Raw genomic sequence first — 18,666 nt, forward strand, 5'->3', positions numbered from 1 at the left:
TCCCAGTATATATTTTTTACAATTTATTAGAATAAAATTCATATATTGGGAAATATTAATAGTAAATAAATAATTGTTGCTATAAAGTAGAAATTATCTTTAAAAGCACAAATTAATTTACAGTCTCTAAAAAAGTACCTGCGATTAAAACAAGTACTTTACATATTTTTTCTAATTTGTGATATAATAAAAGCAAGAAGAACTACAATCTATTTGCAGTAGAGTGGAGTTCGTAAATTAGTGTTTCTTTTTGAACTTAATCTTTAGTTCAAAACTAAAGTCACTCCTGCCAGAGTGGCTTTTTACTTTTTTAAACAATTTATCAGTTAAGTAAACTATTAAACTGGCAACTAAACTTGCTAGTACACCTTGTAAAAAATTATCCACACATACTCACCTCCCTTCTATACGTTGGGAGGATAACCTTTTGTATGAACTCCACTCTATAAATTGTAGATTACATCTTCTTGCTAAAACTATTATAACATATAATTCCTACATATTTTACCTATTATATAGTTATTTTCCTATCTCCTTCACCCTCTTTTTCTTTCCCTTTCTGCCTCTTTCATTGCTTTATATTCTATCTTATTATTTAATTATTATTGCTATCTAAATTCCTTGTATCTACTCTTTTTAATTTTTCTACTTAATTAATACCCTTACACATAAAAAAGAAGCATAGACAAGTTTATTTTGTACAAACTCTATCTATACTCCTTACTTATTCACATAAACTCTATCTATATAGACTTACTCTTTGCCTTACATATCATCTGAGTCATAGTACCCATAGGACAATAAACACACCATGAACGAGGCTTAAATAATATCATCGTAATCAATCCAAGAACAGTCGATGTAAGCATAACACTATAAAAACCAAACGCAAACTGTACCACCCAAGGTGAAACTAAAGTCCCATGATATGCCCATTGCCAAGGCATCTTTATAGTCCAAAGCAAAGTCACTACCTCTTTAAAATTTCTACTACCCTCAAACACTAGATAAGTTGAAAAAAGCATATTAGCGAACATCACCATAAAAAACGTCAAAAAACCATATCTAAACCACTTGCTTCTAATAAATTTAGGAATATCTTTATTTCTTGACAACTTTAATTTATTTCCAAGCAAATTAAACAGCTGTCCTCTTCCACAATACTTATTGCAGTACGCTTTATTTCCTTTAATAATAGAAATAAGTAATGGAACAAAGAAACAAATTAACCCAATCCAAGCGAAAATAATATTTACAAATCCCAATATCAAATATATAGAAGAAAAAATCCATAAATAGTCATACCAGTGTTTTTTATTATTCATGACACTTACCTTCTTCCTCTTTTAATATTGTTATAATCTCAATCACAGATGCTGGACATACCTTCTTACAAATACCACATCCAACACATAAGTCTTTATCAATTTTTGCACTAATACCATATGGTACTGAGATAGCTCTCCTTGGACAGACTTTTATACAGCTACCACAGGCTACACACTCATTTTCTAAAATATTTGCATACTTCTTTTTTTTATTAGACATAATAACCTCCCTGTATTATTAATCTATAAGAATTATAACAATATATTTGCTTTTTATCTGTGACTTAATCACATAAGATATCGAGATTAGAAATTATACTCTAATTGTAGAAGGATTTTAAGTAAATAAGCGACATTGAGTTGTTCAAATAATCATAACTTTATACACAGTCTTACTCTATTATTCACAGTTTAAACTTATTTATAGTCGTAACTTTATACACATCACACTTACCTTATCCACAATATATCTATTTTTTTCTAACAATGTACCTGACATTAATAACACTCATATCAAACATTCTAGCTAATTCCATATAATTTTTTCCATTAAACAATTTAATCATAAGCTCATTTCTAGCCTCTTTTAAAGCACCCTCCACTGTCTTAATATAAAAATATGTTCCCCCACTTTGTTGACACAATTTCAGATACTCCAATAAATTATACTTATGTAACTCCTTTGGAATACTCACTTCTATATTGTGTTCTTCAAGCAATTCTATGATTTCCTCTAATTCTAACATCTTTTCACCTCATATTTTATATTATTTTTCGACTTTCAATAAGCTTGTTATGGCTATCTCATTACTCTAATAATTTAGTTCTTGAAAATGCAACCTATCCCCATAGTAACAAAAATGCTTATGCCTAGTCTGTCCATCCCTACACTTCGCAACTATTAAATCAACAATCTTAATTCCCCTGTACTCTGCTTCTCTAACTAATTCCTCACTTTCTCTTATATCTTTTACTGCTTCTTCATAATCACTCCCTTTTAATTGATGTATATAAACCACATTGTTGCTATCGTGGTAGATGGCTTTACTATCCCTCATAGGTCTATCTCCATAAGGTCTAAAATCTTTCATTTCATCATTTAATTGACTTAACTGAATTATTGGTATATCAAAATCCAAAGTCATACTTTTTAATTCTCTAGAAAAAGTGGCTACTTCTCTTTCTCTTTTTTCCATACTTTTTTGAGATGTAAGAAGTTGCACATAATCAACAATTAATAAGTCTGGCTTTATTTGCCTTATCCTCTTTCTAATTGCACTGATTGTGTCTATCTTGTCATTTATATAAATTAAGTTATTCTCACGTAAATCTCCTATTGCATTTACAATTAGTTTCCAATCACTTTCACTTATCTCTTTAGATTTCATATTTCTTGTACTTACTCCTGTTATCTTGCATATATTTCTCATAAACACTTGCTCACTTGTCATTTCTCTACTTATAAATAGAGTCTTTTTCCCTTGCTTGGCCGAATTTAACATTATTTGAAGAGCTAAAGCAGTTTTTCCAACCCCTGATTTAGCTGCTATTGTCGTTAGCTCTCCTTTAAAAATACCTCCTATAGTCGAATCAAGCAAACTTATCCCAAACTTAAATCCAACATCCTTTTTACTTTCTAAAAAATCAAGGACTTTTTCTGCTATGCTATGTACATCATCATTTTCATAAGTATCTTTATCCAAGATTTTTCTTATATTATTTTCAAATTTATAGATGCAAGTATCAATATTTTCTCCAAAGTTTATGCCTTCCAAGAGTCTTTGACAATTTTGATTTATGCTTCTTCTTGCTAAGTTTTCTTTTAAAATTTTTATATAACCATCAATACCAAAAGTTTGACCCCATGTAATTACACTAGTTAAACTACTCATTTTAATTGCTAAAGATTTCTCATCTATCTTTGATTTTACAGTTGCTACATCAATTATTATATTTTCTTTTCTAAGTTCTTTCATGATTTTAAATATTTCAATGCATGTAGAATTCATAAACATATTTTCATTTAAGTCATCTAGTTTGTAGTTTAATTTATTGTCTAAAATAATTGTGCCTAAAATAGCCTGCTCTATTTCAACAGCTTTTGATTTAACCATATAAATTAATCTCGCTTTCCTCTTAAGTTTTATATTTTAATATTATTAAGTCTTTTATTTTTATATTAGATTGCAACGATATTGTCAGTTAGAAATATACTTTTAATTATAAAAGATATAAATATATTACTAGTTAGAAATGCATTATCAGCTATAAAATATATAAATTCATTCCACCTATAAACGCATTATCAGACTAATTAAAATTCACAGATTGGATTCCAATACCTTGCATTTTCATGTTTTTTTCTTTCACGATTGCTGTCGTCATACGTGGTATAGTCAGAATACATATAATTATTACTGCTATTATTGTTGCTCTTTTTACACTGATAAACATTACTTTGATTTTTTACAGATATGTTTTCATTAACATAGGATTCAAATTTATGGCTAAATAAGGTCTCTGGTCTTATATACATTTCCATTATGGTATCTTTCCACTTAGCTACTTTTACCTCAATAACTTTGTAGAAATCTTCTAAGACATAACCTTCCTTTAGTCTTTCGTTGATAAGTTTTATGCTCGTTGGAGAATTGATTTTAAAATTTTTTCCTGTTTTTTTATTTAGCATATTTATAATGCTTTGCTGTATATTTTTTTTATTAAATTTATTTAAGGATTCTTTTTTATTTGTTACAAACTTATCTTCTTTTTGTGTATCATGAATATTATCAAAACCACTCTTTTTACCATCTCTATTCATGCTACTAAATACTTTACTATTACTTAATTTTATAGCATTTTTACTTTGATTATCTTCTATGTCATTTTTAGTTATTTTATCTATGTCATTACATGTTTCATTAAATCTAACATTTGAAGACCTCGATTTTAAATTAGAGTTTTCGATTTTAAGTTCTTCTCCAATAAGTGTTTTTTTGGTATAATCTTTAATTTTATTAGTTACATTAGTAAAATTAATAACAGATTTTTCAGAGTTGATATTTTCATTGTTGATATTTTCATTATTAGAACTAGTATTTTTACTAGAATTTTTTATTCCACTAGAAGCTAAGTCATTGCTTTTTTTATTAGCAGAATTATTCTTACTACTTAATATATTACAGTCAGCACAGTTACTACATTCTGTATTATCATAAGCACTATTGTACTTTGACATTCCACCACCATAAATACAATCTTCATCAATACAACCTTTATTTTCAATATTTCCATAATTATACTCTAAATTACTGAATTCATAGTTCTCAACACTGTTATAGTTAAAATCTATAGTTTCATCACTATCAAGTAAATTTTCACTAGTACTATCAAATAAATCTTCACTAATTTCTGAACTGATATAGCTATATATAGAATGCATCTTCCCCCTTGTTCCCTTAGACACAAGCCTTATTACTCCTAAATCTGAAAACTCTCTTACAAGCCTACTTATAGTAGAAATAGAAAGTTGTAAATCTGTAGCAGTTCTTCTTACTGTCATATAAAATTGACCTCTTGGTAAAGTACCTTGCAATCTCTGTATATTTTCTTTTCTCATTATATAATGATTAAATCTTATTTTATTAATATCATTTGTTATATCAAAGCCTAATACTACTGAATTCAATTTATAAAATCCATTATTCATATCTACTAACCCCTTTTCTACTAATAAGTAATCATTTCTCAATAATTATTACTTTATATAGATAACATAAAGTTTAAATTTAAATATATATTTATTTTAATATATTTTAAATATACTTATTAATCCCTTAAAATCCCTATTTATATTCTTAAATATGCAAATATATTATGTCATATTTATTTATATTTTTTTATTTATATAGCTTATTTATTGTTTTTTCCCCTTTATACAAGCAATTGTATCATTTTGTTTATTTTTTATCCAACAAATATTTTCGACTATTTTTTTTGAATTCTCAATATATCTCCATTATTTAACAGAATATTTTATAGAATATACAATCTATTTAAATTAATAGGCAATAAATTTAGTAATTTTGTCTAAAAAAAACTTTATAAAATGTCTTTTACCTACTTCACACTTAATCTTTACAAAATATTTTGTATAACAACTTATATACTGTTTTCATTTATTATTCGCTTAATATTGCTTACACACATGTTATGTTTAATGGCGAGCTCCCCATAATTAACCCCATTAAATTGTCTCACTATCTCCCTATTTCTTGCATATCTAAAAATCCCCTTACATGTAGGTATATAAGTGTTTGTACCTCCATACAATTTAGCAATCTCTACAAACTTATCAATACCCACTATTTCCACCATTGCATGAAACTGAACTGGTATATCTTCTAATTTTACTTTCATAAACTACACTCTCCTTTAAAATATTTTTAATAACTTTAGTAGCTTTAATAAAGATTTTAATGGTTTAAGAGTAAAATGTTAATATTGGACTTTTAACTTTTTTATTTACAGATTAAATTTAATAATTTTTTTAACATAAACCTTAGACTAAAACGAACACTTTTAAAGCATTTTTAATATAATAATATTTTTCCAGAAGGAGCATATAGCTATATATCACTTTTAAATTCAACAATAAAAAAAGCAGTAAACCTTAATCGATTTACTGCTTTGGTAATTTAAAATTAAAAAATACAAGTTAAAGCACTTTAAATTTACAACTTGATAGCACACTCCATTGCAAGCTCAAAAGTATGTACTTTTTGTGAAATAGGATGTATAGTTAATCCTCGTTGTTCCCATACATCTGAGTTTAGATTATCACAAGCATAAACAAACTGTGAAAATATAACATTTCTAAATTGTGCTGCGACAGCTACAGCAGCACATTCCATATCAACTGCAATACACCCCTGTGTCTTCCGTGTAAGTATTTTATTAGGTGTTTCACGATATGGAGCATCAGTAGTCCATATTTTACCTTTTATGTATGATAATCCTTTTCTTTTAAATACAGATTCAATAACTTTAACTCCATGTGGGTTAAGTATAATTTCATCAGAGGCTGGTTGATAATGATAACTTGTGCCCTCATCATGGATAGCTGATGTTGGAATGATTAGATACGCATCATCAATAGAATTGTCTAACACACCACATTCTCCACAGATAAATATCTTCTTTGCTCCTAACTCAACTAATTCTTCAAAGTTGGTTACACATGCTGTTGCACCTACCATAACCTGACAAATTCCAATTCTTACATTCTTGAAAAATACTTCATAAATTGGTATATCTCCAGCAACATTAATTAAACGACCTATTTTTTTACCATTATACTTTTCAACAATTGTTTGTATCATAGATTTTGAAAATTCACATACGATAGTCTCAGGAAAATGACAATCAGGTTTTTCTATTACATATTCTGGCATCAAAATCCCTCCCAAATCAGAGTCAAACTGTTCCAACAGAATTTCACTCACAATATAACCTCCTCTCAAAATTTAGTATAGCATATTGTTGTTCAATATCGTGTTCCTGTTCAATATATGGAGTATATTATATCACGATGAACTAGCTAAAATAATTAAAGGTATATACTTACAATCTAGCTACTGGACACAGATACTGGATACATCTAGATAGTTCATTCTAAACAAACACATTAAACATTTTATCCCCTCTAGAAAATATTCTAAGCAAAATCAATAAAAAACTATTGCACATAGAGCATACAAACATTCAATCAATCATTAAAATATATATACTTATAAAGTTTTCTATAAGATTTTAACAAAAAATCTTAAGAAATTACGGTTTAACTCCTATATTATCTTATATGATACTATAGATTTAACAAAGAAAGTCGACAAATCTTTGAAATTAAATTTTTAGGAGGTAGTTTTATGGCAGTTGTTTCAACAAAAAATTTATCTAGTATAAAACTGAAATTGGATGCTGGTTTTGATGATAAGGGTAAGGCAGTTATTAAAAGTAAATCTTTCGCAAATGTAAAGGCAGAGGCATCAAACGATGATGTTTATGCAGTTGCAGAAGCAATCGCAAATCTTCAAGAAAATCCTATTGTAGATATTTTAAAACTAGATAGCACATCACTATCTAAATAGTAACTTTCAAATATAGTCTATACTAATGATTATAGTCTACATTAAAATTCATCAACTATTTATATATCATGTTCAATATATAATACACTTGATATTATATAAATTTAACAAATTATACACTTAATATATTGATACTTTAAGCAGTTTAATATCTTAAGTAATTTAAATATGTTCGTAAATTAAACATGTTAGTTATTTTAAATACTGCTTTGCTTTAAGTATAACAATACCAGAGTATTTTCTACCCTAACAATAATTAAAATACTTAAAGCAATTAAAAAAATAAATTATTATCGTGGAGGTAACTGTATGGAGATTAAGAAAAAATTAGTCATGAGTTTCAAGAATACAAAGGATAAACAAGTTTCTTTTTCTATAGAAAATCCAAAGGAGGACTTAACTGAAGAAAATATAAAATCTGCTATGGATTTGATAGTATCTAAAAATGTTTTTTCAGTTGGAGGATTTGACCTTGCTTCTGCTGTTGAAGCTAAGATTGTAGAAACTAATACTACTCCTTATGACCTAGTTTAGGATGGGAGGTAATTTTATGGATGATAGTTTACAATTGTTAATAACTAATGTTGGTTTTCCTATAGCTCTATCCATGTATTTATTGGTTAGAATTGAGGGCAAATTGAACACACTATCTAACAGCATTGATGTACTATCTAAAAATATTTTGACATTTGAGAAGTAATTTGACAACATATGTAAGTCATAAGATAGGTCTATTTGTATAATAATTAGAGATATTCTATGAAAAGTACTACGATATTTGGATAACATTTCCAAATAGTCGTAGTATTTTTTCGAATTTTACCACTTTAAATTTGAATTTTACTATTTTAAATTTGAATTTAACTGTACTTAATTTGAAATTTAGCACTCATCTAGTTGGACTCAATAAAATATAATGCTATTCTAATGACAGTAATAAAATGAGGTGATAATTAATGAAAATACATGTCGAACAATCCACTAATTTTGATGATATTGAAATAATTATAAAATGCTCTGCCATTGACAATAATATTGAAAAAATAATTTCACTACTAAATACACCATTACTAGATATAAATGGTAAAAAAGCAGGAGAAATTTATAAGCTTAATATTTGCGATATTTTATACTTTGAGACAGTTGGCAATAAGACATTTGCTTACTATAAAGATGATGTATTTGAAGTTGACCTAAAAATATATGAATTATCAAACCGATTACACAATACATCTTTTTTACGAATATCTAAATCTATGATTTTAAATATGGATTACCTAGAAAGTATAAAAGTAATATCACATAATCGCATGCAAGCTACTTTATCAAATAATGAAAAAGTTATTATAAATCGCCGTTACATAAAAAATATTAGAGATAAGCTAAATATTTAATAAAAATTATAAAAATCGAAAATATTTTATTAATATCACTAATTATCTACTTATTAATCAACTTTATAGTCAAAATAAAATAAATATAAATTAAACCACTATTAACAAAATGAAAGGATAGTGAACATAAGATGCAATTATATAATCCCCATTTTAATTCAGATAAAAATTTAATTTTTTTCTTTACAAGCACTCTATTATGGACTTGGTTATTTAGCTTTACACCTGTATTATTAGGAGTTACAAATACCATGCTTGGAAAACTTCTTTTTTACTTCGCATATACAGCCCCTTCTGTCATAGGGCTACTTTTTATTTTCACAATATATCCAAATAGCGCAAGAAAAGATTTTCTTTACAGGAGCTTTAGCTTCAAAGAAATAGGAGTAAAATGGCCATTATTAACAGTACTCTTTTTTGCTTTAATTGTAATTTGTTCTTTACTAATAGGAAAATATTTTCATCTAGAAATTAATGATGTGGATTGGACGCACATAGCTATTTATACACCTTATAAAATACCAATTATGCTATTTATAAGCTTTATATTAAGTATACTTAGCCAAGGATTTGGATGGATAGGGTATTCTCTTGATAAATTATTAGTCAGATTTGGATTTACAGGTGCTTCAATTATTTTAGGTACTATTTGTGGAGTTTGGTATTTGGGATGGTATCTTACACCTGGTCAAATCCCATATAATCTACTGCAATACTCTTTATTTGATGCACTTTTATTTATACCATCTACTATACTTCTAAACTTTGTTATTACATTTGTATATATTAATACACATAGAAGTATTTTAGCAGGTGGATTTGTGCATATGATGTGTGACTTCTTTACCATTCAACTATATTCTTACTACCCTATTGAAGCCTACGTAATGGCTCAATATGTAAAAATAATATTTTGCCTCATATTAATTATTTACATAATTTCTTCTACTAAATTTAAACAGAAAATTAATTCTGAAATTGAGAAGATAAAATCAGACGAATTTGAATTTGAGTTAGACTGCTGATTATAGATTAAACTGATAATTAAATGCATTTTCCTAAACACTTGAAGTATACAAAAACAAAATATATACTGATTATAAGTGAGAAGGGGGTCATATTTTCATGTTTAAAATTGGAGAATTTTCAAAACTAACACAAGTCTCTATTCGAATGTTACGTTATTATGATGAACTTGGTATTCTAAAACCAGCAAAGATAGATAAATACACAGGTTATCGCCTATACTCTGCTGACCAAATTTCAACTTTACAAAGAATTATTTTACTAAGAGATTCAAAATTTACTGTTTCAGAGATATCAAATATTATTCATAATTGGAACGACGAACTTGTGATTAAAGAATTGAATCGAAAAAAAATTGAAATACAAGATGAAGTTAAAAAAGAACAACAAAGAATAAATAATATTAATAAATTGATTAAGGCTATAGATGACAATAAAGATGAGATTCATTACAATGTTATCTTTAAGGAAATTCCCAGTTATAAGATTATCTCGCTTAGAGAAATAATTCCAGACTATCACCATGAAGGTATACTGTGGGAAAAATTATATGAATTTATTAAAGAAGAACATATAGAAATATCCCACCAAGCAAGCAACAATATAGCACTTTATCATGATGAAGAACTGAAAGATTGTGGTGTAGATATAGAGGTTGGAACGGTTGTAAAGAAATTAGGAAAAAACAAATCTGGATTTATATATCGTGAGACAGAGGCAGTTGATATGATGGCATGTAGTATGGTATATGGCCCATATGAAAATATAGCTGGTGGGTATGAGTCATTTGCTTACTGGCTGGATAAAAATAGTGATTATAAAATGTCTGGTATCAATAGGCAAATTGGTCATAAAGGGGTTCATAATGAGGAAAATCCTGAAAACTATCTTACAGAAATTCAGATACCAGTAATAAAAGTTAAATAGATTTGTAATAAAAATACACAAATAAAAATAGCTAACAGATTGATTCTGTTAGCTATTTTTATCCAATAATTCTTATCTATATCATGTAAAACTTCTTATCACTATTATGTTATTTAAGAAGTTCTCTCTAAACTCACAAGCTACCTTACTAAATGTAAAGAAGCTATACATACCAATACCGATTAGATATATCGCTTTTTTCTCTTAGTCACTCTGTTTTTTATTTATAACAACTATTTATGTAGCTTTTAGACACTTATCAGAATACATTAATTATTGATTTACATTTGTCTAAAGAATCTATCATAATTAAGACCTCCTTAAGTTAATAAAATGTTTTCTTTCAATATTTTTTAATAAATATTTATTGCTAATATCAAGCCACTATCTATCAATTACTCCTTTACTATTTTTATGTTACTCAATATAAGTTTTATTAATCTTATATTTTGAATTTTTTTCATTTCTTACTCCCTCTTTGTTGCTGAATCATTCCAAATATTAATATTGTAATAATATATATAAATATAAATCATATTATTTTTGTTATATTATTTTATTTAAAATTAAAAAGGATGTTATCTTATTAACGCAAGATTCGATTATTTTTATTAACTCCAAATTTTCTATGCTTAGCAGATAACATCCTCTATATTATTTTTCAATACTATTACTCCAACTAGGCACTTTAAATTTCCAACTGGAATTATTTTCTAGATAATGGTATATAAATAGTAGTTGTAAACTTATTTTTATCTGAATATATTTCTACATTTCCATTATATTTTTCTACTGAACTTTTTATACTACTTATTCCTATTCCATGTAAAAATGAGTCTTTTTTATCTGTAATAATTTTATTATTCTTTAATATAATCTCATTTATTTTTGTATTTTCACATTTAATTACAAATAATCTATTTATAATAGTTCCTCTTAATTTAATCTTTTTTTGTATATTTGTATCGTAAATCTTATTACAAGCTTCTATTGCATTATCTATCATATTTGAAAATATGCTACACACATCCGCCATTTCTATAAAATTGCATTCTAAAAAATTAATATCTACTAAAAAATCTATGCCATTTATATCACAAATAGATTTTTTCTCACTTAAAATAACATCTAAAATCATACTTTGTGTATTAAATATAGTATTACATTCATTTATTTGCTTATTTATATCTTTAATATACTTCTCTGCAATCTCATTTTTACCATAAATATTCTTAATACAAATAATATGATTGTTCATGTCATGGTATAGTTTTCTTATTTTCGACTGATATTCCTGTAAATTTAAATAGTATTTATATTGCATATTTATCTTTTCTTTTGTAATTTCATGTTCCATCTTTAGGTTATTGTCTTTTATTATTCTACCTATAATACTTACTAACGAAATATTTGAAAGTAAAAATACAATTGATATAACAAGTATTGTCAAACTTTCGGTAGGATTAATACTCTTATCTTTAAAAATAAATCCAAATACAACTATTATGCTAACAATATTTGCTATTAAGGGGAAAAATAAATAGATACAATCCTTCTTGTTTATTTTTATTTTTAATCTAATAGCTTTAAGTAATGGTATTAATCCTATTAGTAGTGATTTAGATATAATTATTAATTCTAGTTTTAATAAATTATTATTTAATAAATCACTCATCTCTTGTATAGAGTTAAGTGTGCCTACTATACTTAATCCAGTACTATCAAATCCGATTAATAACATCCAATATAATAAACTTATAAACACACTTTTCCATTGGTCCACCACATAATTACTTCTATACAATAGATATGTAATAAATATACATATAAATAACTTAACCTTTATATCAAATTCAATTATAGTCAAGGTAGTAATTATTATAATTGCAATTAGTAGACTACTATTTAAAACTGACTTGCTCTTTCTTAGCTCACTAAGTTCATCTAATATAAATTTTAATACAATCCATTCTATCATTGTAGAAAATAAAGTTAGAATAATCCCCCATACATCTATCCCTAACATAATACATCTCCCAATACATGTGTTAATTTTGTCTTTAAATCAGATATTCTATATTTACTGACTGGAATATTTTCATTATTAATAACTACAGTATTTTTACATATAAGTTGAATATATTCCATGTTTATTAAATAGCTTTTATGACATCTAAAAAAATTATATTTTTCTAATTCTAACTCTATTTTATCCATACTATTATTAGTATTATAAATACCATCTGTAGTATGTATAGTCAAAACCTTTTTCCTGACCTCTATATACATAATACTATTAATTAAAATTTTGTTGATTATACCTTTATTTTCTATCAGCATAAAGTTTTCTCTTTTTTTAATAATATCTGATATACAATTTAAAATATTTTCATTTAAATCCTCAAAATCTATAGGCTTTAATAAATATCTATAAGCCCTTACCTTATAACCTTCTTGTATATAGTCGACTATTGAAGTTATAAATATTATTTCAGAAGTATCATTTGTTTCTCTAATTATTTTAGCTACATCCATCCCTGTTAGTTGAAGCATTTGAATATCTAAAAAATATATATCAACTCCTTCTAAAGCAGACTCCAATAACTCTTCTCCTGAATTAAACTCTAATAGTTCAATTTGACTAGAAACTCCCTCTAAGGATTTTAGTATACACTCTCTTAAGAAAACCATTTGTGTAATATCATCCTCACAAATAACTATTCTATACATAAAAATCCCCCCTTATCCCTTAGATAGAAAAACAGTTAAGGCTACACATTTATAAACTACAGTACCTCCTTACTATTCCTAAACTTAAAGAGTTGGCTATCCTATTTTTGCTTAATCCTTATTCCTTTAACTTTTTATATTCTCTATCTCCTTTTTTATTCTATTACCCTCTTCATTAATCCATTTTCATTTTTTCTTTTCACGCTTCTTTTTTCATTACTTATAGAATGTTTTTAATCAGTATCTATGATAGTTTTCATACATTTTTATTTTCTTGATATTATACTGAGTCTAACATCATATAAATGGTAACAAAACTTTGTCATTTACAACAAAAAATTCTCCTCTATTTTTAGCATGTTTGCACTAAAGATAAGGAGATTTTACAGATTTATTAATAACAATCAATACTTAATATGGTTTAAGCTTATTGCCTCATTAATAATTTTGTATACTTTTTAAATATCGAAATTATTAATGTTTTATGATTGTTATGATAATATTAAAAGATGATAACAATATAAAAAGCTCCCTAACTAGAGTACTCTCTTACCAAGAATGACTGTATAAAAAGCTAAGAGTAAGTCGCCAAACTTAAGAACTCATGACTTTTTTTATTTATTTTTTATTTCATTATAATATAAATTTTAACATAATTCTATTTATTAGTATACAATCTTTAATAATTATATATATTAATACATGATTGATAGAACACCTCTTAAACTTAGTATCATATAACCTTATTTATCATGTATTTAACAAGACAATTATAAAAAAACTTCCCCCTACTATCCTCCTTAAAAACTATCCCTCCATTGACATATAAAAGCTTTCGTGATAGTATCTAAACGTGTATTAAACACGTTTAATTTTTTTATGAGGAATTCTTAAGGGGAAAAATATGAAAATAGATTCAAAAAAAGAGCAACTAATTAACACAACAGTTCAGCTATTAACTTCAAACAGAGATATTTCAAGTATCACAGCTAGAGAAATCATAGCTAAAGCAAATGTCAATTTGGCTATGATTAATTATTATTTTAAATCTAAAGAAGCACTAATTAATACTGCTATTAAGAGAATTTTAAAATGCCATATGGATGAATATAAAACTACACATGATAAGCAAAATCTAACACCTAAGCAAGAGTTAAAAGAAATGTTAATGACATTTTGTGATGTTATAATTTTATATAGTCAATTTATAGAGATTTCTGTACCTTACATATTAGTTCAAGAAGACATTATTTATCCATTTGAAATATTGCCTTTGATTAGAGCTCATTATAAAAATCACGACAACAATAAAACTGAAGAAGATTACAAGGTTATTGCATATCAAATAACTTCATTTATACAGTTAGTTCTTCTTCGTTCTAATGCCTTTTTAAGATACAGTGGTATTGATATTATGGATGCAGAGAAAAGAAGTGCTTTAATTGACTCTCAATTAGAGTTATTTTTAATAGACACCATAAAGTAGTACTATTTCAGTTTAGTATTTATATCTATTTAGTATTATGTCTATTTAATACTATTTCAGTTTAACTATATATCTATTTAGTACTATTTCAGTTTAATTATATGTCTTTTAGTTTTGATACATAACTCAGCCATACTCTGACAGAACTTAAAGATATTCTCATGGACTCAAATACTTACATTAAATAAAGGGGGAATTTTAATGTTTTTTACATTTATAGGGATAATATCAGCAGTTTTATTGATATGTACAATTATATGTGGACTTTGGATAAAACTTAATAATCGCAATAATGACTCAAATTCTCACTTTACTTTTTCAATACTTTCAATTGTATTTTCGTTATTGATTGTGGTAGCTTTTTTAGTAAAAAAATAGTGTTTTTATATTATAAAATAAAAATATATAATTATTTTACAAAAAAGACTACCATTTATACATCAACATATCTTTTATCTAAATAATCGTAACAATACCTTTTCAAAAATTTTTCTAACTCAAACATTACAAAAAAACACCCAATTCTTACAACGAGACTTATATTCCCATACCCCTTTCAAATGCTATCATTAACTTACAAGATAAATGAAAGCGAGGATGATATATATGCTTAAAGTAAACAATTTATGTAAATCATACAAGGCAGGTAATAAAACGTACCCTGTATTAAAAAATATTTCTTTTGAAATCAATAAAGGAGAATTCGTTGCAATCATGGGTGCATCTGGAAGTGGAAAGACAACTCTCTTAAACTGTATTTCATGCTTTATACCAATTGATGAAGGTGAAATAACTCTTGGAAACAATAATATAAGAAACCTACAAGAAAAAGAACTTTCCGAAGTTAGAAATCAGCAGTTGGGCTTTGTATTCCAAGATTTTATGCTGTTTGATGGTCTTAGTGTCTTTGAAAATATCTGTGTTCCACAAATTATTAAAGGTGGTAAAGTTATACAAATGGAAAACCGTGCTACTAGCCTATGCAAATTATTTGGTATTGAACATATACGCAAAAAATACCCTGCTGAAATATCTGGTGGTGAAAAACAGCGTACAGCAGTAGCAAGAGCTCTTATGAATAATCCAGATTTGATATTAGCAGATGAGCCAACTGGTAATCTTGATAGCAAATCTTGTCGTACAGTAATTGACTCATTCCTAAAAGCCAAACAAGAGCTAGATGCCACTATATTCATGGTTACACATGATAGCTTTGCTGCAAGTTTTTGTGACCGTGTTATTGTCCTTAAAGATGGAATGGTCTACAAAGAAGTCGTAAAATCAAATTCAAGACGTGAATTCCTAGATGAATTATTGGAACTTTTAAAAGAAATGGGAGGCGGTCAAGATGACAATTAATAAATTATATGGAAAACTTCGAGCCTACAATTGGAAAAACTATACAACATTATTCTTTTGTATAATACTTTCTGTAGTCTTAGTAACTTCATATGCTTTAATTTATTTTAGTCCTACAGTGCAAACAATCCTTCCAACTGGAGGAGATAGTAGAAAACAAGCCATAATGATATTTGCAGTTGCTATATTAGGATGTGCTGTTTTTACTACTTATGCCTCTTCCCTATTTTTAAAATTTAAAAGTAGAGAAATTGGTATTTTTATGGCTCTAGGGACAGATAAGAAAAATTTGAAAAAAATTCTATTTTCAGAAATACTCCTTATTTCAATAGTCTGTTGTCTTTTAGGTCTTCTATTGAGTATGCCTGTATCTTTTGGTATATGGAAGATATTCCAATTGGTAATTATTGATACAAGAGAAATGACATACCACTTTGGAACTCAAGGATTTATATATGGTTTCATATTTTGTATATTTGTAACTCTATGTATTTTCTTACTTTCAGTAAAATTCATCAATCGTACAAATATAATTGATATACTAAATGACCAAAGAATCTCTGAACCAGTGCATGAGGTAAAAAGTTGGTATGGTATATTGGGAACATTTTTTATGGTATTAGGACTTCTTCTAGGTTATGTAGTACCTTCAATAGTCATAAGTGAACTTAATTACATGATGCCATCTATATGGAACATTACGTATGTATTCTCTGCTATTGGAATTTACATGATTATGACATATGTAGTAGTACATGCAAAAAGAGGAAAACATCCAGAAAAATACTACAAAAATATTATATCTACTAGTATGATGAGATTTATGGGCAAGCAAACTGTAAAAAATATGTGTGTTATTGCATTTTTAATTGCAGGAGCCTTATTTGCTGTATTCTATATACCTAATGTGATTGCAGGAATTAATGAAAATACTAAAAAGAATCCTATAGATTACACATTCACTTATAACCAAAGAGTGAATCAAATATCTAAAAAAGAAATTGAACAGTTGGCAGATAAGCATAAAGTAAAAATCCAAAACTATATGGAACTTCCTTCTATTGAATTAATTGTAGATGGTACAGAATCAATATTTAATAAAGATAGAACTATTGATGATGTATATATGAAAAAACATTCTTTAGCCATGTTCTTTAATTCTAAGGATTTCTCTAAATTAATTGATAAACCTATCAGTATAAAAAATGGTGAATATCTTGCTGTTGTAAGTAAAGAAAATAATAATAGAGATTATGATTTTCCAAAATTTATATCAAGCCCAGCCACAGAAAAAGAAACTCCTTTTAAATATTCTGGAAACCTAATATTTAATGGTTCTTTCTTTCAAAATGCTCGTATGACTGCTTATGTCCTTAGTGAAGACGATTATAATGCATTTACTAAAGGTTTATCTATAAATAACTACAATAATTCTATCCTATTTAATGTAGATAAAGTTACAGATACCTATGCTTTTGCTAATGATTTAAAGTCAGAGATTATAAAAAGAACACCTAAGGAAATGGGAACATACACTATGTATGATGAATATGTGAAAAAACGCAATGAATCAACTGGTCAAAAGTATTTTTTGGATGAAGAATATCCAAGTGGAGAAGGTTCTTTAAAATTAACTCCAGATAATAATCAATTATATCTCCAATGGAAGTACTATCCTAATTTTAAAACTTTGCAGAGTCAAGATATGATAAAAAATACAGCAGTATTCTTGATGTTATTTATCTATGTAGGTATAATCTGCTTTACGGCTGTGGGAATCATTGCATATACAAGAGGTGTTACAATAGCAGTAAATCACAAACAGATTTTTATAGATTTGAGTCGATTAGGTGCTAACAACGACTATATAAAATTCTGTATTCGCAACCAATTAAAGAAAATCTTTTCATACCCTCTTATTACTGGAAGTTTTGTAATATATCTTTTTAACTTTATGATTATGGTAAACAATGATGGTAGAATTGTTCATAGTGAAGTCAATGCTCTTCTGATAAATCTAGGTTTACTAGTGGTTTGTGGGGTTTATATGTACCTTATATATCTGTTGACTTACAAAAAATTTAAAGAAATTGTTGGAATTTCAAAATAAGTTTGCTTAAATTATTTTAGATAAAACTTCTCTGAGTAAGTCTATATAATTCTTATCTGTACGATTTTAGTCAAAACTTATTTAAGTAAGACTCTACTTTGCTACCTAGACATATTTTCTCTTTTATGTATCTAGGTAGCTCAATTTATTATATACT

20 protein-coding genes are annotated in these 18,666 nt (G+C 26.7%); 10 read left to right on the forward strand and 10 right to left on the reverse strand.

The genetic code is table 11. The features are described 5' to 3' along the window. Window positions 1-237 precede the first annotated feature (237 nt). The 8 genes from IC213_RS15630 to IC213_RS15665 form a co-directional block, all read right to left on the reverse strand. Window positions 238-387: a type I toxin-antitoxin system toxin gene (locus IC213_RS15630; RefSeq protein ID WP_227433538.1), complete on the reverse strand. Its 150-nt coding sequence runs from the start codon at window positions 385-387 to the stop codon at window positions 238-240. 356 nt (window positions 388-743) lie between these two features. Beyond that, entirely contained in the window at window positions 744-1,325 is a 582-nt protein-coding gene (locus tag IC213_RS15635; RefSeq protein WP_227433539.1) for a 4Fe-4S binding protein, read from the reverse strand. Then, window positions 1,318-1,548, reverse strand: coding sequence for a 4Fe-4S dicluster-binding protein (locus IC213_RS15640; RefSeq protein WP_227824657.1), 231 nt, complete (start codon window positions 1,546-1,548; stop codon window positions 1,318-1,320). The genes IC213_RS15635 and IC213_RS15640 overlap by 8 nt, the downstream gene beginning before the upstream one ends. 250 nt (window positions 1,549-1,798) lie before the next feature. Then, window positions 1,799-2,074: a Mor transcription activator family protein gene (locus tag IC213_RS15645; protein WP_227433541.1), complete on the reverse strand. Its 276-nt coding sequence runs from the start codon at window positions 2,072-2,074 to the stop codon at window positions 1,799-1,801. A 66-nt stretch (window positions 2,075-2,140) separates the two neighbouring features. Further along, window positions 2,141-3,442 (reverse strand): replicative DNA helicase, encoded by a 1,302-nt coding sequence (locus IC213_RS15650; protein ID WP_227860754.1) that lies wholly within the window; start codon window positions 3,440-3,442, stop codon window positions 2,141-2,143. A 200-nt stretch (window positions 3,443-3,642) separates the two neighbouring features. Then, on the reverse strand, window positions 3,643-5,037 hold the full coding sequence (locus tag IC213_RS15655) for a conserved phage C-terminal domain-containing protein (protein ID WP_227860753.1): 1,395 nt from the start codon (window positions 5,035-5,037) through the stop codon (window positions 3,643-3,645). Window positions 5,038-5,489: 452 nt separating this feature from the next. Next, window positions 5,490-5,747, reverse strand: coding sequence for a Mor transcription activator family protein (locus IC213_RS15660; protein ID WP_227433544.1), 258 nt, complete (start codon window positions 5,745-5,747; stop codon window positions 5,490-5,492). 314 nt (window positions 5,748-6,061) lie between these two features. Beyond that, window positions 6,062-6,832 carry a nucleoside phosphorylase gene (locus IC213_RS15665; RefSeq protein WP_227860752.1) on the reverse strand — a complete coding sequence of 257 codons (771 nt, stop codon included), beginning with the start codon at window positions 6,830-6,832 and terminating at the stop codon, window positions 6,062-6,064. Between the two features lie 423 nt (window positions 6,833-7,255). Here IC213_RS15665 and IC213_RS15670 point away from each other — a divergent pair, with 423 nt between their 5' ends. The 6 genes from IC213_RS15670 to IC213_RS15695 all read left to right on the forward strand — a co-directional run bounded on the left by IC213_RS15670 (window position 7,256) and on the right by IC213_RS15695 (window position 10,824). Then, window positions 7,256-7,477, forward strand: coding sequence for a DUF1659 domain-containing protein (locus IC213_RS15670; RefSeq protein WP_227433546.1), 222 nt, complete (start codon window positions 7,256-7,258; stop codon window positions 7,475-7,477). A gap of 309 nt (window positions 7,478-7,786) precedes the next feature. Continuing rightward, a complete protein-coding gene (locus IC213_RS15675; protein WP_227433547.1) occupies window positions 7,787-8,011 on the forward strand; it encodes a DUF2922 domain-containing protein in 225 nt (74 codons plus the stop codon). A gap of 16 nt (window positions 8,012-8,027) precedes the next feature. After that, window positions 8,028-8,177, forward strand: coding sequence for a YvrJ family protein (locus tag IC213_RS15680; protein WP_227433548.1), 150 nt, complete (start codon window positions 8,028-8,030; stop codon window positions 8,175-8,177). Window positions 8,178-8,433: 256 nt separating this feature from the next. Beyond that, window positions 8,434-8,871, forward strand: a complete 438-nt coding sequence (locus IC213_RS15685) for a LytTR family DNA-binding domain-containing protein (protein ID WP_227433549.1) — start codon at window positions 8,434-8,436, stop codon at window positions 8,869-8,871. A 251-nt stretch (window positions 8,872-9,122) separates the two neighbouring features. Next, on the forward strand, window positions 9,123-9,896 hold the full coding sequence (locus IC213_RS15690) for a CPBP family intramembrane metalloprotease (protein ID WP_227483060.1): 774 nt from the start codon (window positions 9,123-9,125) through the stop codon (window positions 9,894-9,896). Between the two features lie 100 nt (window positions 9,897-9,996). Continuing rightward, window positions 9,997-10,824 carry a MerR family transcriptional regulator gene (locus tag IC213_RS15695; protein WP_227433551.1) on the forward strand — a complete coding sequence of 276 codons (828 nt, stop codon included), beginning with the start codon at window positions 9,997-9,999 and terminating at the stop codon, window positions 10,822-10,824. Between the two features lie 706 nt (window positions 10,825-11,530). Here the strand turns inward: IC213_RS15695 and IC213_RS15700 are convergent. Both IC213_RS15700 and IC213_RS15705 read right to left on the reverse strand, forming a co-directional pair. Further along, a complete protein-coding gene (locus IC213_RS15700) occupies window positions 11,531-12,850 on the reverse strand; it encodes an ATP-binding protein (protein ID WP_227433560.1) in 1,320 nt (439 codons plus the stop codon). Further along, a complete protein-coding gene (locus IC213_RS15705; RefSeq protein ID WP_227433561.1) occupies window positions 12,844-13,554 on the reverse strand; it encodes a LytR/AlgR family response regulator transcription factor in 711 nt (236 codons plus the stop codon). Before IC213_RS15705 ends, IC213_RS15700 begins: the two co-directional genes overlap by 7 nt. A 904-nt stretch (window positions 13,555-14,458) precedes the next feature. On the opposite strand from IC213_RS15705, the gene IC213_RS15710 reads away from it, so the two are divergent. The 4 genes from IC213_RS15710 to IC213_RS15725 all read left to right on the forward strand — a co-directional run bounded on the left by IC213_RS15710 (window position 14,459) and on the right by IC213_RS15725 (window position 18,509). Continuing rightward, window positions 14,459-15,040 (forward strand): TetR/AcrR family transcriptional regulator, encoded by a 582-nt coding sequence (locus IC213_RS15710; RefSeq protein ID WP_227433562.1) that lies wholly within the window; start codon window positions 14,459-14,461, stop codon window positions 15,038-15,040. 201 nt (window positions 15,041-15,241) lie between these two features. Next, a complete protein-coding gene (locus IC213_RS15715) occupies window positions 15,242-15,418 on the forward strand; it encodes a hypothetical protein (protein ID WP_227433563.1) in 177 nt (58 codons plus the stop codon). Between the two features lie 228 nt (window positions 15,419-15,646). Next, window positions 15,647-16,399 (forward strand): ABC transporter ATP-binding protein, encoded by a 753-nt coding sequence (locus tag IC213_RS15720; protein WP_227824650.1) that lies wholly within the window; start codon window positions 15,647-15,649, stop codon window positions 16,397-16,399. After that, on the forward strand, window positions 16,389-18,509 hold the full coding sequence (locus IC213_RS15725) for an FtsX-like permease family protein (RefSeq protein WP_227855462.1): 2,121 nt from the start codon (window positions 16,389-16,391) through the stop codon (window positions 18,507-18,509). The genes IC213_RS15720 and IC213_RS15725 overlap by 11 nt, the downstream gene beginning before the upstream one ends. The last annotated feature ends 157 nt before the right edge of the window (window positions 18,510-18,666 follow it).

Source organism: Clostridioides sp. ES-S-0049-02, from assembly GCF_020658465.1.
Taxonomy (GTDB): Bacteria; Bacillota; Clostridia; order Peptostreptococcales; family Peptostreptococcaceae; genus Clostridioides.

What these genes read in the sequence shown, in the direction of transcription:
- IC213_RS15725 (WP_227855462.1), top strand. Translation starts at nt 16,389, where the DNA reads ATGACAATTAATAAATTATATGGAAAACTTCGAGCCTACAATTGGAAA.
- IC213_RS15675 (WP_227433547.1), top strand. Translation starts at nt 7,787, where the DNA reads ATGGAGATTAAGAAAAAATTAGTCATGAGTTTCAAGAATACAAAGGAT.
- IC213_RS15670 (WP_227433546.1), top strand. Translation starts at nt 7,256, where the DNA reads ATGGCAGTTGTTTCAACAAAAAATTTATCTAGTATAAAACTGAAATTG.
- IC213_RS15655 (WP_227860753.1), bottom strand. Translation starts at nt 5,037, where the DNA reads ATGAATAATGGATTTTATAAATTGAATTCAGTAGTATTAGGCTTTGAT.
- IC213_RS15690 (WP_227483060.1), top strand. Translation starts at nt 9,123, where the DNA reads ATGCTTGGAAAACTTCTTTTTTACTTCGCATATACAGCCCCTTCTGTC.
- IC213_RS15645 (WP_227433541.1), bottom strand. Translation starts at nt 2,074, where the DNA reads ATGTTAGAATTAGAGGAAATCATAGAATTGCTTGAAGAACACAATATA.
- IC213_RS15710 (WP_227433562.1), top strand. Translation starts at nt 14,459, where the DNA reads ATGAAAATAGATTCAAAAAAAGAGCAACTAATTAACACAACAGTTCAG.
- IC213_RS15695 (WP_227433551.1), top strand. Translation starts at nt 9,997, where the DNA reads ATGTTTAAAATTGGAGAATTTTCAAAACTAACACAAGTCTCTATTCGA.
- IC213_RS15685 (WP_227433549.1), top strand. Translation starts at nt 8,434, where the DNA reads ATGAAAATACATGTCGAACAATCCACTAATTTTGATGATATTGAAATA.
- IC213_RS15660 (WP_227433544.1), bottom strand. Translation starts at nt 5,747, where the DNA reads ATGAAAGTAAAATTAGAAGATATACCAGTTCAGTTTCATGCAATGGTG.
- IC213_RS15635 (WP_227433539.1), bottom strand. Translation starts at nt 1,325, where the DNA reads ATGAATAATAAAAAACACTGGTATGACTATTTATGGATTTTTTCTTCT.
- IC213_RS15705 (WP_227433561.1), bottom strand. Translation starts at nt 13,554, where the DNA reads ATGTATAGAATAGTTATTTGTGAGGATGATATTACACAAATGGTTTTC.
- IC213_RS15715 (WP_227433563.1), top strand. Translation starts at nt 15,242, where the DNA reads ATGTTTTTTACATTTATAGGGATAATATCAGCAGTTTTATTGATATGT.
- IC213_RS15640 (WP_227824657.1), bottom strand. Translation starts at nt 1,548, where the DNA reads ATGTCTAATAAAAAAAAGAAGTATGCAAATATTTTAGAAAATGAGTGT.
- IC213_RS15700 (WP_227433560.1), bottom strand. Translation starts at nt 12,850, where the DNA reads ATGTTAGGGATAGATGTATGGGGGATTATTCTAACTTTATTTTCTACA.
- IC213_RS15680 (WP_227433548.1), top strand. Translation starts at nt 8,028, where the DNA reads ATGGATGATAGTTTACAATTGTTAATAACTAATGTTGGTTTTCCTATA.
- IC213_RS15720 (WP_227824650.1), top strand. Translation starts at nt 15,647, where the DNA reads ATGCTTAAAGTAAACAATTTATGTAAATCATACAAGGCAGGTAATAAA.
- IC213_RS15650 (WP_227860754.1), bottom strand. Translation starts at nt 3,442, where the DNA reads ATGGTTAAATCAAAAGCTGTTGAAATAGAGCAGGCTATTTTAGGCACA.